The sequence below is a fragment of the Variovorax sp. J22R115 genome (assembly GCF_030317005.1).
GTDB lineage: Bacteria > Pseudomonadota > Gammaproteobacteria > Burkholderiales > Burkholderiaceae_C > Variovorax.
The window spans coordinates 154,577-169,658 of the sequence record NZ_JASZYM010000005.1 but is presented as its reverse complement, the minus strand read 5'-3'; the positions used below and the strand labels follow the sequence as shown (position 1 = coordinate 169,658).

Below are 15,082 nucleotides of genomic sequence, written 5' to 3'. Positions count from 1 at the left end.
GTGGGCGGCTCAAGCCGCCTTTTCGGCAATGAAGGCACGCGCAGTGGCAAAGGCCTCGGTGAAACTCAACACCACCGGCGCTTCCGCCTGATGCATCTGCACCAAGAGCCGTTGCTGGGTTTGGTACTTGACGTTTCCGATCGCCAAGGCGCCGATGCCCACCGCCGTGGTGCCGCTCAGCGGCTTGGCGTTGTCCGTCGCGCCGACGCCGGCGATGCCCTCGGGCGGCACCGCGTTGACGTCGGCCGCGACCTTGAGCCGCTTGGCGAAAGTCAGCGTCTCGGCGGAGACAGCCTGGACCCCTGCCGGCGCGCAGGCAAGCACCACATCGGCATCGGCGATCGACGCGCGCACCGCTGCCGTATCGCCACTGGATACGCCGCCCAGGCTGACACCGAAGCGCTTGCCGCTCTCGCGCGCGACCGTTTCGGCCGCGTCGGCGCCGCCGCGGCTCGAGAGAAAGACCTGGGCGCCCGCCTGTGCCGCGATCACCCCTGCGATACGGCCCACCGGTCCCGTGCCGCCGATGACGACGACGCGCTGGCCGTCCAGGCCTTTTGCGTGGTGGCTTGCCAATGCGGCCTCGACGCACGCCACCATCGCGGCTGCGGTCGTGTAGGCGCCGCTGGGGTCGGCCATCAGCGACACGACGAAGGGCTTGAACATGGCCGCCTTCGCCCGGTCGAGCATGTCGGCGGCCTCCAGCGCATCGCGTCCGCCGATGAAGATGCCCGTGCGCAGCAGGCCCTTCGGACTGCGCGAGAAGATCGTGTCCTGCGTGAGGCCGGCAACGCCGTCCGCGTCGACCTCGCAGTACGGCACGATGACCTGGTAGCCGGCGTCGGCCGCCATGTTGATGTCGAACGGGCTCATCTGCCGGCCCGGTGTGAACATGTGGAGGATGTAGGAGCGTTCCATGAGAACCCTGCGTTGATCAAGGGGTCGACGCCAGCGGCGACGAGAGGCGCCGATCCAGCAGCGTGGCGCCGGTGTTGCGGCCGGACACGACGCGCAGGGTCAGCGACGGGGCGACGATGCCGGCGGCCAGCATGGCGTCGATTGCGGCTTCCGCCCGCGCCTGCGATGGAAAGATCGCGAAGCCGGTCGGGCCCCAGGAACTCTGGCCGATGCCCGCGAGGTGCTCGGCACGGTGCTGCAAGACCCATCCGAGCAGGCAGCCCACGGATTCGCTGGCGAAGGCACGCCCCCCTTGTGCGGACGCGAAGTGCTCGCCCAGAACCTGCTGGATTCGCGTGACGCCGCAAGCAAAGGGCGCGAAGTCGGCGGTGGCGGCGCCTGGCAGCACGCGCATCAGCACCTGGTGGCAGATGTCCGCGGCAAGTGCCTGGGACATGGGCGGCAAGCCGGCAATGCGCCGTTTTTCGTCCTCTCCAGCCAAGCCCTTCTGTGCACAGTCCTGAACGATCAGAACGCGCCAGTCTTCGGGCAGCGGGATGCGCGACAACACGACCGCAGGTGCGCCGTTCTCGCCCGGGCCGCCATCGACGATCAGCCCCCCGTGGTCGAACCCCGCTATGCCGATGCCAGACCGCAGTCCACGACCCAGCCATTGCGCCAGCGTGGCCGTGGGCACACCCACGCCGTGCCACAGCGCGAACGCCCGCCCGATCGCCAGCGCCAATTGCGTGCCCGAGCCGAATCCGGCATGCGCGGGCAATACCTGAAGCAGCCGGAGATGCAGCGGGTCGCGGCGGCCCGTATGGGCTTGCAGCAGGCTTACACAGGTGGCCGCGCGCTCGATTTCAGCATGCGCTGCAGGTCCACTCGCTGTGATCCGGTCGAAGGGCGAGGCGCTGATCTCGACTTCCGTTTCGAAACCGCCAATCACGAGCCCCACGCTGCCAAAACTACGTCCCAGCGAACCGGCAGGGTCGAGAAAACCCAGGTGCAGACGCGCAGGAGCACGCAGCGCAACGGTCGCTGCGCGATCGACGAAACTCGCTTCGGGAAAATTTCGAGGGCGATCCATCGTGTTGGAGGCGGGTTGAAATTCAGTGGTCGTGCAGGGCTTGCAAAGCAAGGTCTGTTCCGCTGATATCTCTCCAGCGACCTCCGGAGACCTCGCGCCCGGCCTTCGCGATGCGGTCCGCCGCTGTATCGACTTGAGGACACTGTGTCACCACGCGGCCTCCTCAGCCGAGGTCAGTCGTACTTCAGGTACTTGAAACGCGGATCGTCCGGGGTGCCTTCGAGCGACGATCCTTCCACGGCACCGGGCTGCCACATCACGACTTCTTCGATCTTTCTGGCGAGTTCGAAGTCTTTCTCGGTGATGCCCTTGGCGGCGTGGTTCATGAGTTTCACCGTGACGAAGGCATATGACACGGTGAGGTCCGGATGGTGCCAGGCCGCCTCCGCGAGATGACCCACGGTATTGACCACCATCAGCGTCCCCTTCCAGCCGCTGGTCTTGAACTTGCGTCGAATCCAACCGTCCTCGAAATACCATTTCGGCAGCTCTTCGGCGAGTCTTGCGGTGGTCTCCTCGGGCGTGAATACCTCGGATGCGGACTGCTTGCGCCATTTGGTCATGACGGCCCCTTGCAAAGTGGCGATCATCGAATGCTATGGCGCCGCCGGCCGCGGCGCTCGTCGACCCTGCGGATAGCCGCGACGCCAAGAGAGGAGTCCCCCATGAACCGCATCCAACACCTTGCGATCTCGGCTCTGTCCACCGCGACCGCGCTACTGGCCGTGGTCGGCACCATGAATGCCGCGGCGGCGGATCTATCGGTGGACCAGGTCAGGGACGCGCTCAAGAACGCATCGCCAGCCAAGCCGGTCGATCTGTCCGGCAAGGACCTCTCGGACCTCGACCTGAGCAAGCTCGACTTTCGCAACGCCAACTTGCGGGGCGTCAGCTTCTTCGGCAGCAAGCTCGTGCTGTCCGACTTCCGCGGCGCGACGCTGGAAGGGGCGAACCTGAACGGTGCCTGGCTGATGGGCACGGACTTCACGGGCGCCAACCTGAACCGCGCGAGCCTGCTTTCGGTCGTCGTTCTCGGTGGCGAGGTCAAGAAGATGCCGATCTTCAAGGGCGCCACCATGACCGGTATCCGGATGATCGCGGATCTGCCGGGGGCCGACCTCTCCGGGGCCAACTTCAGCAATGCCGTCGTCGGCGTCAACATCAAGAACCAGGGGATGGGGCAGATGCGGACCGATCTTGCCGGGGCCAACCTGGCGGGCGCGACACTGGCGGGCGCCGACTTCAATCGATCCCTGATGGCTTTTTGCAACCTCAAGGGCGGCAATCTCCGCGGCGCCAACTTCTTTCGAGTCAAACTGGCAGGCGCCGACCTCACAGGCGCCGACGTAACCGGTGCCGACTTCACCGAGGCTGATCTGGACGGGACGGTCTTTCGCGATGTGAAGGGCTTCGCCGAGGCCAAGGGCATGGACCGCGCCACGAACCTCGACAAGATCATTCGTTGAGCGCTCAGGATGAGTCCCCGTGGCTTGCATCCACAATCGAAGCCCGACCATCAATCCACGGAGCCTGTATGGATCTTCAACTGACCGGAAAGCATGTGCTGGTGACGGGCGGCAGCCGAGGCATCGGCCTCGCCTGCGCTCGCGCTTTCCTTCGCGAAGGTGCGCGAGTCAGCATCGCCGGGCGAACGCCCGCCCACCTCGACACCGCCGCCGCGCAACTGCTTGCCGAAGGACACTCGGTCGGCGGCTACAGCGCCGACCTGAGCGACGCGCGCGCTGCCCTGCACATGCTGGACGCCATACAGGCCGAGTCGGGCCCGATCGACATCCTCGTCAACTCCGCCGGGGCGGCGCGCCGCACGCCTTTCGACGAACTGCAGCCGCAAAACTGGCACGACGCCATGCAGGCCAAGTTCTTCAGCTACATCCATGTGATGGACCCGCTCATCAAACGCATGGGCGAGCGCGGTTCAGGCGCCATCGTGAACGTCATCGGCATGGGGGGCAAGGTCGCTTCGCCGACGCATCTAGCAGGCGGTGCCGCCAATGCGGCGCTGATGCTCGCCACCGCAGGCCTGGCGGCCGCGTACGGCCCCCGCGGCGTGCGGGTCAACGCGGTCAATCCCGCGATGACGCTGACCGACCGTATGGCCGAAGGCATCGCGGCCGACGCGCGTCTGCGAAAGGTGACCGAGGAAGAAGTGCTGCGCGACGCCGAAGCACGCATGCCGCTGGGACGCCTGGCCAAGCCGGAGGACATCGCCAATGCGGTCGTGTTCCTCGCCTCGCCGAGCGCCGGCTACATCTCGGGCGCCGTCATCTCGATGGACGGCGCGGCCGTGCCAATAGTGGTCTGAGCCTGAACCGGGCCAGGTCAACTGGCCGGGAACTGCTCCGGCATCGGCTCGACGGGCGCCGACGGCGGATCCTCATTCTTCGCCTTGTCGCGTCCGAGGTCCTCCATCATTTTTTCGCCAACCTCGTCCTTGCCATCGGAAGGAATCGATTCCTCGAAGGCAATCTCGGGTTCTTCGTTGACTGCGGCCTGTCTGTTCGGTGAATCCGCACGCGTGGTGTCGTTGGTCATGCTGGGCTCCATGGAAAACCCGAGATTTGCACCTCAGACCATCCCGGCAACCGGGCAAACTCGCCACCGACTGTCGGCCGGCGCTGACGGTTTCAGGAGCACCGTAAAATCGCGCTCCCAACTCTGCCCGTAGCTCAGTTGGATAGAGCACCTGCCTTCTAAGCAGGTTGTCGGGGGTTCGATCCCCTCCGGGCAGGCCAATTCAAGCGTTCACGACCACCCTTCAGCAGCAAAGAACTGACTGGGCGTCTGATCGAACTGCTTGCGGAACATGGTGGCGAAGGCGCTGGGACTTTCGTAACCCAGTGCCAGGGCGACGTCGATGACCTTCTCGCCGACCGCCAGGAGTTCCAGCGCGCGCAACAGGCGTGCCTGCTGCCGCCACTGGCCGAAGGTCATGCCGGTCTCCTTCACGAAGAGGCGTTGGATGGTCTTCACGTCCAGCATCAGGCGCCGCGCCCAATCGGCCATCGTGGAGGGGTCGTCCAGGCGCTGTTGCAGCAGTTCGCAAATCCGAAGCAGCCGCGGGTCGGACGGCATCTGCAGGTGCAGCGGAAGTACCGGCAGTGCGCGCAACTCGTCGAGGATGAGGCGCATGAGGCGACCGTCGCGGGTACCCGGCACATAGGGTTGTCGCACCTCCATGGCCGCACGGATGAGTTCACGCAGCAGAGGCGATATGCCCACTGCTTGCGTCCCGTCCAGCAGCTTCGGCGCGGCCTCGGCCGCGACGAGCAGACTGCGCATGTGCACTTCGCCCACGCAGCGAATCTCATGGGTCATGCCAGCCACCATCCAGATGGCGCGCGTGGGCGGCACCACCCACCGGCCGGCGTCGGCTTGAACCACCATGACGCCGCGCACGGCATAGATCAGCTGATGCTTGGTGTGGGCATGGGGCTCGATGTACCAGCCGCCCGGGTAGTCGGTTGCGCGACCGGTGATGGGCGAGGACTCCCCCTCGATCTCTTTGAGCACCTCGGGAAGGGCTTTGGGTCGACGGGACGGGTCCATGTCCTTTTTGCAATGGTTGATGGCCAATTGGCGCAAGACAGGCATTGCGCATCTTCCCATAATCCAGCTCAGATTTCTGACTGAAAGCCCCCTTGATGACGACTTCCGCGACAGCCACCCTCGGCAGCAACGGCACACCCATCGATGCCGTCCCGAGCCCCGCCGCCAGCCCCGCAAAGCCCAAACCAGCCTTCGGCATCCTGGGCGCCATCAGCAGCGCGCACATGGTCAACGACATGATGCAGTCGCTGATCCTGGCGATGTATCCCATTCTGAAGGGCGAGTTCTCGTTGAGCTTCGCCCAGATCGGGCTGATCACGCTGACCTACCAGCTGACCGCCTCGCTGCTGCAGCCGCTGGTGGGCCTCGTCACGGACCGCCGGCCGCAGCCGTACTCGCTGCCCCTTGGCATGTTGTCCACCCTGGTCGGGCTGATGCTGCTGGCCGTCGCGCCCAACTTCAGCGTGTTGTTGCTGGCGGCTGCTTTCATCGGCATCGGGTCGTCGATCTTCCACCCGGAATCGTCGCGCATCGCGCGTCTGGCCTCGGGCGGGCAGCATGGCTTCGCGCAATCGGTGTTTCAGGTGGGCGGCAACATGGGAACGGCCATCGGGCCGTTGCTCGCAGCCGCAGTGATCGTGCCTTTCGGTCAAGGCAGCGTGGCCTGGTTCGGCCTGGCCGTCCTGCTCGGCATCGGCTTGCTGCTGCAGGTGAGCCGTTGGTATGCCGCCCACCACATCGCCGTCGGTGGTAGCAAGAAGGCCGCTGTCGGGTCGCCGTATCCGCGCAAGGTGGTGATTGGCGCCATCGCCGTGCTCCTGGTGCTGATCTTCTCCAAGTATTTCTATGTGGCGGGCCTCAGCAGTTTCTACACGTTCTACCTGATGGAGCGCTTCGGCCTGACCGTGCAGAGCGCGCAGTTGCACCTGTTCTTCTTCTTGTTCGCTTCGGCCGTGGGCACGGTGCTCGGTGGCCCCATTGGCGACCGTATCGGACGCAAGCCCGTGATCTGGGTGTCGATCCTGGGCGTGGCCCCGTTCGCGCTCCTGCTGCCGCATGCCAATCTGTTCTGGACGACGGCGCTGACCATCGTGATCGGCCTGGTGCTGTCTTCAGCCTTCTCGGCGATCCTGGTCTATGCCCAGGAACTGATGCCAGGCAAGGTGGGCATGGTGTCGGGCCTGTTCTTCGGCTTTGCCTTTGGCATGGGCGGGCTGGGCGCTGCGGTGCTGGGACTCTTCGCAGACTGGACCAGCATCGCCTTCGTCTACCAGACCATCGCCTATCTGCCGTTGCTGGGCCTGGTGGCGGCCCTGCTGCCCAAAGGCGTTCGCCGGGCCTGACGCTTTGGGTCCGCTCGACCGGCTCACCGGCTCACCGTCACTCGCCGAATGCTGAACTGCGAATGCGCGGGCCCGTCGGAATCAAGACAGAAGTTGTAGCCATACAGGCCGACGAAACGGGCGTTGGGCACGGTCCATGTCTTCTCATGGAAGGTGGTTCCCTCGACACGGAACCACCCCTCGCTGGATGACACGAGGCCGTTGACGTCGGCCGAGGCGATCAATGCGTCGGATTCGTATCGGAGATTGAAGCCAGGGTCGCCGCGGCCGTGGCCGCGCAGCACGACGGTGATGCGGATCGGCGTGGTGCCATACAACGGCAGGAACGCGGGGTCCACTGCAAAGCAGGCGCCGGGAGTGCCTTCGAGGTTGAACTCGGCGATGTTGTTCACCACGGCGGCGGCGGGCGCGTCTTTCATGAAGACGCCCTCAGGCATGGCGCCGGCCGTCAACTGCACGGATGCAGCAGCGCTGTGGTCACCATTCCAGGGAAACGGCTTGCCGCTGCTGGCGGCAGCTTCGCTCAGCCATTGCTGTGCTTGTGCCGAGCCGGCCGGCGCGACGAGGATCGCGGGGGCCTCGGTGAGCGTGTGATCGCGGGTCGTGGTGGTTGCACCGGTGCGCGGGTCGACCACCGTGATGTCGGATGCCAGCGCCAGCACCGCCGATTGACCGGGCCGCGACCAAGCCGACAGCACCACGCCTTGCGGGCCCGTGAACACAAAGCCGTAGTAGGCATTGCCGGGTTGGGTCCAACCCGCGTAGCGGGGCCGCGCGCCCAGGTAGGTGGTCAGGCTGCGCAGCGCATGCCAGGCGGGCCGCTTCGTGCCGTCGGTGGTCGTCAATCCCATCGTCAGGCCTTCGCTGTCGCTCGGGTCGAACCAGTAGGTGCGCGCCACGCCCTGCGCGAAGGCCATGGTGTAGATCTTGATCAGCGAGTCGCTCTGCCGTTGCGGGCCGTTGCCGCCCGCGGCGGGCGGCGCGGCGGAAAACCCGATCTCGGTGAACCACAACGGCACGGCGGCCTTTTCGGGATCCTTGTCCTGCAGCATCTTGCGCACTCGCGGCACGATGGCCATGAACTGCCCTTCCCAGCCCTGAGGAAGCAAGGAAGCCACTTCGTAAGGATGAAGCGTCACGAAGTCGAACTTGCCCGCGGCACCGGCCGCGATGCTTTCGGCTAGCCAGTTGACGTGGTTGCTCTTGGCGGCCAGGCCGATTTGCACGGTCGGGTCGACTGCCTTCGCCGCATGGAAGGCGACGGCCACCACCTTGGCGTAGGACGCGGGCGATTGGTCGGCCGTGAAGTTGGGCGGCTCGTTCCAGACTTCCCAGTACTTGACCCGGCCCTTGTAGCGTCTGACCTGCGCTGTGACGTACCGGTGCCAGCCCTGAAGATCATTCGCCGGCAGCGCGAAGACGGGGCCGGAACTCCACTGCAGGAAGCCGACCGCCGACATGCCTGCAGCGGTGATTGGCGTCAATCCATCCACGTGGGGCGCAGCATGGAAGCCGCGCACGCTCGTGACGCCGGCATCGGCCATCGCAGGCAGCCAGGCCTCAGGGTTGTATGACAACGCTGCCGACGGCGCCACACCCCAGGGGTCGTCACGGCTTGCGGCGGCTGCCACGCTGTCGGCGGCCCAAGCAGCAGGCGGGCCCATGCGCGACGCCAGCGCCATCAACGCAGCGTTGCGCGCGTTGACCAGTACGCCAGGCTGCGGCTTGTCCAACGCATCCGCCTTGGCAGCAGCGTCGGCTGAGGCGGCCGATGAGGTGTCCAGCGGGCTCGATGATGGTGCATCGCCTCCGCCGCCACAGCCTGGCGACGACAGCACCCACGCGAGCAGAAGCGCCACAGCGGCGAGATGGCGGCGCGGCGCCAGGAGGTCGAGGTCCATCGGTGGAGACTCCTGCTGCGACGGCGGCCGCAAGTTGAACCCGACGATGCTAGCGGGAAGTGAAGAGCATGGCTCACGCTACACGTGAGAAGAAGTAAAGCACGCCCCGCATGACGCTCTTTCCAGACAATCGGCACGAATTCTGCTGACACTCACCTAGCATGTACCGATACCCCATTACCTCGACGCCCGGTGCTCCCCAGCGTGCACTCGCGGCTTCCGGTCAAGACACCGTGATGATCGATACAGAAGACGAGCCGCGCCTGTCCGAGTACAGGGACATCATGATCGACCACAAGTGGCTGATCGTTGGCACCATGGCGTTTGCTCTGCTTGCCGGTCTGACTTACGTGACGTTGGCCACACCGGTCTATCGCGCCAACCTCCTGTTGCAGATCGAAGATTCCGTGCCTGAGAGCAAGAGTTTTGTAACCGAAACTTCCGGCCTGTTCGAGCTCAAGACGCCGGCCACCGGCGAGATCCAGGTTCTTGCATCCCGCATGGTCTTGAACGCGGCGGCAGATCAGACTGAATTGCAGATCAGCGCCGAGCCGCGCTACCTGCCGTGGGTCGGACGGTGGCTCGCCCGCCGCGCCACCGGGCTTTCCGAACCCGGCTTCCTGGGCATTGGCGGCTTCGTGACGGGGACCGAGCGCATCGAGGTGGCCCGCTTCGACGTGCCCCCTTCGCTCGAGGACACCGAGCCCTTCACCATCATCGCCCAGGGTAACGGACGCTTCACCGTGCGCCACGAGTTGCTCGATGCACCGCTCGACGGCGTGGTCGGGCAGCCGCTGCGCAAGGCGCTGCCCGACGGTGTCCTGCAGATCCAGTTGAGCGAGTTGGCCGGCAAGCCCGGGGCCGAATTCAGTGTCTCGGTGGCCTCCCGGCTTCGCGCCATCGAGCGCTTGCAGGAGCGTCTGCAACTGAGCGAACAGGGCCGACAGTCGAACGTCATCGGCGCCACCCTCGAAGACAGCGATCGCATGCGCCTGGGTCGCGTCCTCAATGCCATTGGCGAGCAGTACGTACGACAGAACATGGAGCGCAAGTCGGCAGAAGCCGAGAGAACGCTCGCATTTCTCAACACGCAGTTGCCGGTCTTCCAGCGCCAGCTTCAGGGCGCGGAGGATGCCTTTGCGCGCTTTCGCAACAAGAACGGCACCGTGGACTTCGACGAGGAAGCCAAGGTCTGGCTGAAGAGGACTTCGGACCTTCAGAGCAATCTGCTGGATCTGCAACAACGCCGTCGGGACGCAGAAGTGGCCTTCACTGACCAGGCCCCGCGCATTCAGCTGTTGGACAAGCAGATCGGGGCCGTGCAAAGCGAGCTCAACGGGCTCAATACACGTATCGCCAGCATGCCCAATGCGCAGCGCGATGCATTGAGGCTCGAACGCGATGTGCGCGTCAACAGCACGCTGTACCAGTCCCTGCAGAACAACATCCTGCAGATGCAACTGGTCAAGGAAGGAAAGATCGGCAACGTGCGATTGCTGGACAAGGCCGTGGTGTCCAAGTTCCCGGTCAAGCCGCAGAAGACGCTCGTGCTCGCCTTCGCGCTGCTGCTGGGGGCCCTGGTAGGGCCGGCGCTGGCGATACTGCGCACGCGTATGAGACCCGGCATCCACAATCCGGACGAGATTGCGGCTCACACGGATCTGGAGGTCCATGCTGTCGTGCCTCTCAGTCCCGAGCAAACCCTTCTCGATCGGCGAGTCGACAGGCGCGCGTCCGGCACCGTGCTGGCCGATGTCAATCCCCACAGCCCTTCCATCGAAGCGTTGCGCGCCCTGCGCGTCGGGCTCAAGCCCACCATGGCGGAAGCTTCCAACAATCGCATTCTCATCACGGGTGCCACGCCCGGCGTCGGCAAGAGCTTCATCGCCAGCAACTTCGCGACGCTGCTGGCGCAGTCCGGCAAACGGGTGCTCCTGGTCGATGCCGACCTTCGCCAAGGCGATCTCAGCGGGGCATTCGGCCTCCCGCGCGAAGGAGGGTTGTCCGAGCTGGTCGCCGGCGGGCTCGGCGCGCAACAGGCCATCCATGGCCAGGTGCGTCCCAACCTGGACGTGTTGACCACCGGCAAGCTGCCGGACATGCCCTCCGACCTGCTGGAGTCGGAGGCATTCACCGAGGCGCTCGACTCGCTCTCGTCGACCTACGACCTGGTGGTCATCGATGCCACGCCGGTGCTGGTGGCGGCCGATGCGGCGGCAGTGGCATCGGCGTGCGGCGTCGTGCTGCTCGTGGCGCGGTCCGGAAAGACTCAGCTGGGAGAGTTGAACGAGAGCATTCGACGGCTGGTCCAGGCCGGTGCGTCGGTCAGTGGCGCGCTGTTCAACGGGATGGACTTCAGCCGGCGATACAACGGCAGCCACGGCTACCGCCATGGCGGCTACAGGCACGAGGACTACAAGAAGGCGTAGCTACGAGAGGGTGTTCGAAATGCTGAACACGTTCTCGTTGCGGTAGATGAAGTCCCTGTTTCTTTCCGCGATGGCGCGAAGGAAGTTGTTCGACGTGGCTCGCTTCGGAAGCATCCAGTCGTGCAGTTCGATGATCAGCAACGGGAAGGCATCCAGCCATTCGACGTTCTTCTCGAACAGGTTCTGCTCGAAGCCCTCGATGTCGATCTTGATGATGAAGGGGGTGCAGTCCTTGTATTCAGGGTCGCTCACGATCGAGTTGACGCTGATGATTTTCGTTCTTCCTTCGGCGCTGGTTTCGGTCCGGTAGCCCCAGTTTCCCGCGCCGGGGTCCACGATGTCCGCTCTTGCGTCCGAGTTGCCAATGCCGGCCAGAAGGAACTGGATATTGGGGTCGTGGTTGTTCATTCTCGCCAGTGCCATGTTCTGCTCTTCCGGCTCGATGCAAACGACCACCGAACCCTTGTAGGTCTCTGAAAAATATTTGGTGGCCAGGCCGCTGTTGCCCCCGCAATCGATGATCAGCGGCTTCTTTCCAGAATCGATGATCTTGGCGTGGTACTGCCAGAGTGTTTCCGCGTGATCGGGGCTTTCGAGGGCGTAGTCTTCATTGATGAATATCTGGCGCACCACGGCCACATCGATGTCATCCCTCGACTTGACGGTGAAGAATGATTTGCAGGATCGGTCGTAGATCAGCTGATCCGAAAAGACGCCCGGCGTCAATTTCACGAACCTCGACTTCTTCTTCAATAGCGGGCTTGCGCAGAAGTTGGACAAGCCGTAGGCCCATCGCGCCAGCTCCTTGACGCGCTTCGAATTCGACATGGGTATCAACATCCTTGCAGCTCCTCGTCATGAGTCATCACTTCTGAGATCCAAGGTTGAATGCCTTCTTGAACCTCCCACCGTCGAGGCAGACGCCCGCATACCCTTCGGCGCGGCCCATGGCCACATTCAAGTAATAAAAACCCCGTTTGAGGTTGCCCTTCAGGAGGGACAGGCAAGCACCCCCGATGGGGCGAACGAGGTAGTTCGTCAGATACAGGATTCCGTAGCTGTGCTTTCTGATGACATGCCCCATTCCTCTGGCGTAGCGACGCCCCTTTGCCCGCATGGCGTCGTCCGGATCGCGGGTATTGAGTTCCGGGTGATGGGCATACAGCTCCGGGTCGTAATAGACCTTGAAGCCGGCATGAATGGCTCGAATGGTGATGTCCGGGCCTTCGCACGATTGCCACGGTGTCGACGCACCCACGCCGATGTCTTCGTCGAAGCCTTCGAGTTTCTCGAACACCTCGCGCCTGAAGAAGACAACCCATTCGATCTGGGTGGTGAACACGTTCCGGAGATCGACCGGCTGCGCACTCGTCTCGAACCGGCCGTTGATCGAGCGGCCATCGGGGGCTGCGGCTCGCCCGCAGACAATGTCTGAACCCGTTTCATCGAATCGTCCCAGGACTTTCCTGATCAATGAGGGCGGATACAAGCAGTCGTCGTCCGGAAAACAAAGAATCTCTCCGCTTGCTTTCGCGACGCCCATGTTCCGGCCACGGCTGCATCCCTTGGCATGAGGGCTTCGAAGGTAGTGAATCGGGAAATCGACGCTGACCGCACTGCACGCCATTTGCAGGCGCTCATCGGCGTTTTGATCGACGATGATCAACTCGAAGTCGTTGTGATCAAGCTGCTGCAACGCATGAATGAACTGAAGAACTTCGTCAATCCTGCCGAGCGTTGACATGACCAGTGACACTTTCATGGGGCGCATCTCTCAGAAACGAAGAATGCGCTCGGGGTCGACACGTCCCCGAACCCAGTCCCACACGGCCAGGGCGTTGCCTGCCAATCGACCGCGCCTGTCGACCCAGGGCTCCGGACTCAAGCTGCGCACGAGATTGGCGCCGATGTTTTTCAGGTTGCCGATGAGAGCCTGAAGGGGCGTCATATGGCCTTTGCGCATGATGTAGATGCGATTGGCCACCTGCGAATAGCCGAGGCGCTTGCCCGGGCTGCGCCCCGACCTCTTCGTTCCCAGGTGCACCCCTCTCAGCCCTGTCGCCTGCACGATGTCGCCATGGGGGGCCAGCTGCCTTGAAAAATCCACGTCCTCCAGCCAGCCGTACAAGGGCAGTCGCTCGTCGAAGCGGATGCCGTGCAGCCGCACCGGCGCAAGCCGGATCGCCATGTTGCAGCCATAGGCGTTGAAGATGGGCGAGAGCGACGGCGGGTTCGCATCGAGTCCTGTATTCGTCAGGAAGTGCACCCCTTCTTCGTGGGTGAACCCGGGCCCGAGGATGCCGTCTGCAAGCACCCTGCCCGTGGCCACGACGACCCCGGGGTGCACGGCAAACAGGCGCTCGGTTTCTTGCACGAAGTCTTCGGCAGGCAGGTAGTCGTCGTCGAAGAAGATCATCACATCCGCATCGGACGCATCGATGAGCGCGTTGCGCTGTGCCGAGCTTCCGATGGGGCCTGAGACGAGCCGAGCGGGGCAAGGAAAGCCGTCCAGGCACGTGGGTTCCACGTCCTCCGGCCGGGCCGGGCAGATGAGCAATTCGTCTGGCTGGCGCGACTGCCGCGCAAGGAAACGAATGGCGTCGGCCAGCACTTCGCGCCGGCCGGCAGTGGCGATGGCGACGACGATCTTCAGGCTCATGGATCAGTACGCCGGGAGGTTGTCGGTGCTCACGACGCGCGGGGCGGGTTCGCGTGCTGGCGGCATCAGGCTGTCCGTCAATGCAGCCAACTCGCGGGCGTTCCATGACGCCGCCGTCTGGAAAGCGGCTCGCCCTCGCTCGATGCGCTCCTGCTTGCCCCTGTAAAGGCGCAGCACGGCATCGGCAAAAGCCGATGCGTCACCGTCCGGGGTCACCAGCACGCCATGAAGGTCCGAAGGCCTGATTCCATCGACACCGAATTCCGTGCTGACCGCCGGAATGCCGTGTCCGAAAGCCTCGAGCAGCTTGATCTTGACGCCCGTGCCCTGCGTGATGCTGTTCACGAGGATCGGACCCTCGCGGAATGCATCGCGAAAGCGAGGCACGACACCGTACTTGACGACGCCAGGCGCGTCTGCGAGCTTGCGGCAGATGGTGCCCGAGACGAACAGCCTGAAGTTCGGTTCATGCTGCTGCACAAGGGGCAGGACGTTGTCGACGAACCATGCCAGCGACTGGTTGTTCTGCAAGAAGTCCGACCCGATGAAGGCCGCTCCCGCGCATCGCGACAGGTCGAAAGGCTCATCGATGTCGATGATGTGGCTGACCACCGAGACCGTGTTCGTCGAGGGCGGCAGCACGCGCCGGAAATACTCGGCTTCCTGATCCTGGATGGCCAGCACCCTGTGCGCCCGCAGGAGCCCTCGCCGCTCCTGTGCGATCGGTATGCCACCGGCAAAGCTGTCCTGGGTGTCGACGATTCGGAACGAGTGCGGCCCGAATGCATCGAAAGCACGGGTGAACGTCACGTACTGCGCAATGACGACATCGAAGCCGTGCTGGCGCTCCAGTTTCCTGAGCTGCGACGTGAATCCGGAAAAATAGGTCTCGTCGATATCGCTCTGCAGGAATCGACTTCGGGTCAGTTTTCGCCGGACCTTCCACATGGCCCGGCCGACGTAGTAGGCCGCGTCCGCAACCTGTCCGCGTTCGAGACAATGGAAGTTCCCGGGGCCGAGAAGCGCGACATGCGCTTGCGGATCGAAATCTCCCATTTGCCGCGATGGCAAGAAGACGAAGTGCACCTCATGGCCGCGCTCCTTGCACGTCTTGACCATGTGCAAGGTCCTGACCCTGTTGCCGCCGGTTGCGGGGTAGAGCGGGAATGGTGAAACGAAAACAATCTTCATCT

Annotated in this window: 14 protein-coding genes and 1 tRNA gene; 5 read left to right on the top strand and 10 right to left on the bottom strand. The window is 64.0% G+C overall.

Annotation, left to right across the window (positions count from 1 at the left end; all coding sequences use genetic code 11):
* Nucleotides 1-9 precede the first annotated feature (9 nt).
* From QTI04_RS10595 to QTI04_RS10585, 3 genes are all read right to left on the bottom strand, one after another.
* On the bottom strand, nucleotides 10-918 hold the full coding sequence (locus QTI04_RS10595; protein WP_286615564.1) for an NAD(P)-dependent methylenetetrahydromethanopterin dehydrogenase: 909 nt from the start codon (nucleotides 916-918) through the stop codon (nucleotides 10-12).
* Nucleotides 919-934: 16 nt separating this feature from the next.
* Complete coding sequence (locus QTI04_RS10590) at nucleotides 935-1,990, bottom strand: beta-ribofuranosylaminobenzene 5'-phosphate synthase family protein (protein ID WP_286615562.1); 1,056 nt, start codon at nucleotides 1,988-1,990, stop codon at nucleotides 935-937.
* A 173-nt stretch (nucleotides 1,991-2,163) separates the two neighbouring features.
* On the bottom strand, nucleotides 2,164-2,553 hold the full coding sequence (locus tag QTI04_RS10585) for a 4a-hydroxytetrahydrobiopterin dehydratase (RefSeq protein WP_286598640.1): 390 nt from the start codon (nucleotides 2,551-2,553) through the stop codon (nucleotides 2,164-2,166).
* A 102-nt stretch (nucleotides 2,554-2,655) separates the two neighbouring features.
* On the opposite strand from QTI04_RS10585, the gene QTI04_RS10580 reads away from it, so the two are divergent.
* Nucleotides 2,656-3,456 (top strand): pentapeptide repeat-containing protein, encoded by an 801-nt coding sequence (locus QTI04_RS10580; protein ID WP_286615561.1) that lies wholly within the window; start codon nucleotides 2,656-2,658, stop codon nucleotides 3,454-3,456.
* 68 nt (nucleotides 3,457-3,524) lie between these two features.
* Nucleotides 3,525-4,313, top strand: coding sequence for an SDR family NAD(P)-dependent oxidoreductase (locus tag QTI04_RS10575; protein ID WP_286615559.1), 789 nt, complete (start codon nucleotides 3,525-3,527; stop codon nucleotides 4,311-4,313).
* Between the two features lie 17 nt (nucleotides 4,314-4,330).
* Here the strand turns inward: QTI04_RS10575 and QTI04_RS10570 are convergent, their stop codons facing one another.
* Nucleotides 4,331-4,543, bottom strand: a complete 213-nt coding sequence (locus QTI04_RS10570) for a hypothetical protein (protein ID WP_286615557.1) — start codon at nucleotides 4,541-4,543, stop codon at nucleotides 4,331-4,333.
* A gap of 123 nt (nucleotides 4,544-4,666) precedes the next feature.
* On the opposite strand from QTI04_RS10570, the gene QTI04_RS10565 reads away from it, so the two are divergent.
* Nucleotides 4,667-4,743, top strand: a tRNA-Arg gene (locus QTI04_RS10565).
* Between the two features lie 10 nt (nucleotides 4,744-4,753).
* Here the strand turns inward: QTI04_RS10565 and QTI04_RS10560 are convergent.
* Nucleotides 4,754-5,578: a helix-turn-helix domain-containing protein gene (locus QTI04_RS10560; RefSeq protein ID WP_286615737.1), complete on the bottom strand. Its 825-nt coding sequence runs from the start codon at nucleotides 5,576-5,578 to the stop codon at nucleotides 4,754-4,756.
* A gap of 74 nt (nucleotides 5,579-5,652) precedes the next feature.
* On the opposite strand from QTI04_RS10560, the gene QTI04_RS10555 reads away from it, so the two are divergent.
* On the top strand, nucleotides 5,653-6,900 hold the full coding sequence (locus QTI04_RS10555) for an MFS transporter (protein WP_286615735.1): 1,248 nt from the start codon (nucleotides 5,653-5,655) through the stop codon (nucleotides 6,898-6,900).
* 23 nt (nucleotides 6,901-6,923) lie between these two features.
* Here the strand turns inward: QTI04_RS10555 and QTI04_RS10550 are convergent, their stop codons facing one another.
* Nucleotides 6,924-8,801, bottom strand: coding sequence for a hypothetical protein (locus tag QTI04_RS10550; RefSeq protein ID WP_286615555.1), 1,878 nt, complete (start codon nucleotides 8,799-8,801; stop codon nucleotides 6,924-6,926).
* 236 nt (nucleotides 8,802-9,037) lie between these two features.
* Here QTI04_RS10550 and QTI04_RS10545 point away from each other — a divergent pair, with 236 nt between their 5' ends.
* Nucleotides 9,038-11,230 carry a polysaccharide biosynthesis tyrosine autokinase gene (locus QTI04_RS10545; protein ID WP_286615554.1) on the top strand — a complete coding sequence of 731 codons (2,193 nt, stop codon included), beginning with the start codon at nucleotides 9,038-9,040 and terminating at the stop codon, nucleotides 11,228-11,230.
* On the opposite strand, the gene QTI04_RS10540 is transcribed toward QTI04_RS10545, so the two are convergent.
* From QTI04_RS10540 to QTI04_RS10525, 4 genes are read right to left on the bottom strand one after another with little or no spacing between them, the layout of a single operon-like run.
* Nucleotides 11,231-12,058 (bottom strand): FkbM family methyltransferase, encoded by an 828-nt coding sequence (locus QTI04_RS10540; protein ID WP_286615552.1) that lies wholly within the window; start codon nucleotides 12,056-12,058, stop codon nucleotides 11,231-11,233.
* Nucleotides 12,059-12,095: 37 nt separating this feature from the next.
* Nucleotides 12,096-12,992, bottom strand: coding sequence for a glycosyltransferase family 2 protein (locus QTI04_RS10535; protein WP_286615550.1), 897 nt, complete (start codon nucleotides 12,990-12,992; stop codon nucleotides 12,096-12,098).
* 12 nt (nucleotides 12,993-13,004) lie between these two features.
* Entirely contained in the window at nucleotides 13,005-13,889 is an 885-nt protein-coding gene (locus QTI04_RS10530) for a glycosyltransferase family 2 protein (RefSeq protein ID WP_286615546.1), read from the bottom strand.
* 3 nt (nucleotides 13,890-13,892) lie between these two features.
* Complete coding sequence (locus QTI04_RS10525; RefSeq protein WP_286615545.1) at nucleotides 13,893-15,080, bottom strand: glycosyltransferase family 4 protein; 1,188 nt, start codon at nucleotides 15,078-15,080, stop codon at nucleotides 13,893-13,895.
* Between the last annotated feature and the right edge of the window lie 2 nt (nucleotides 15,081-15,082).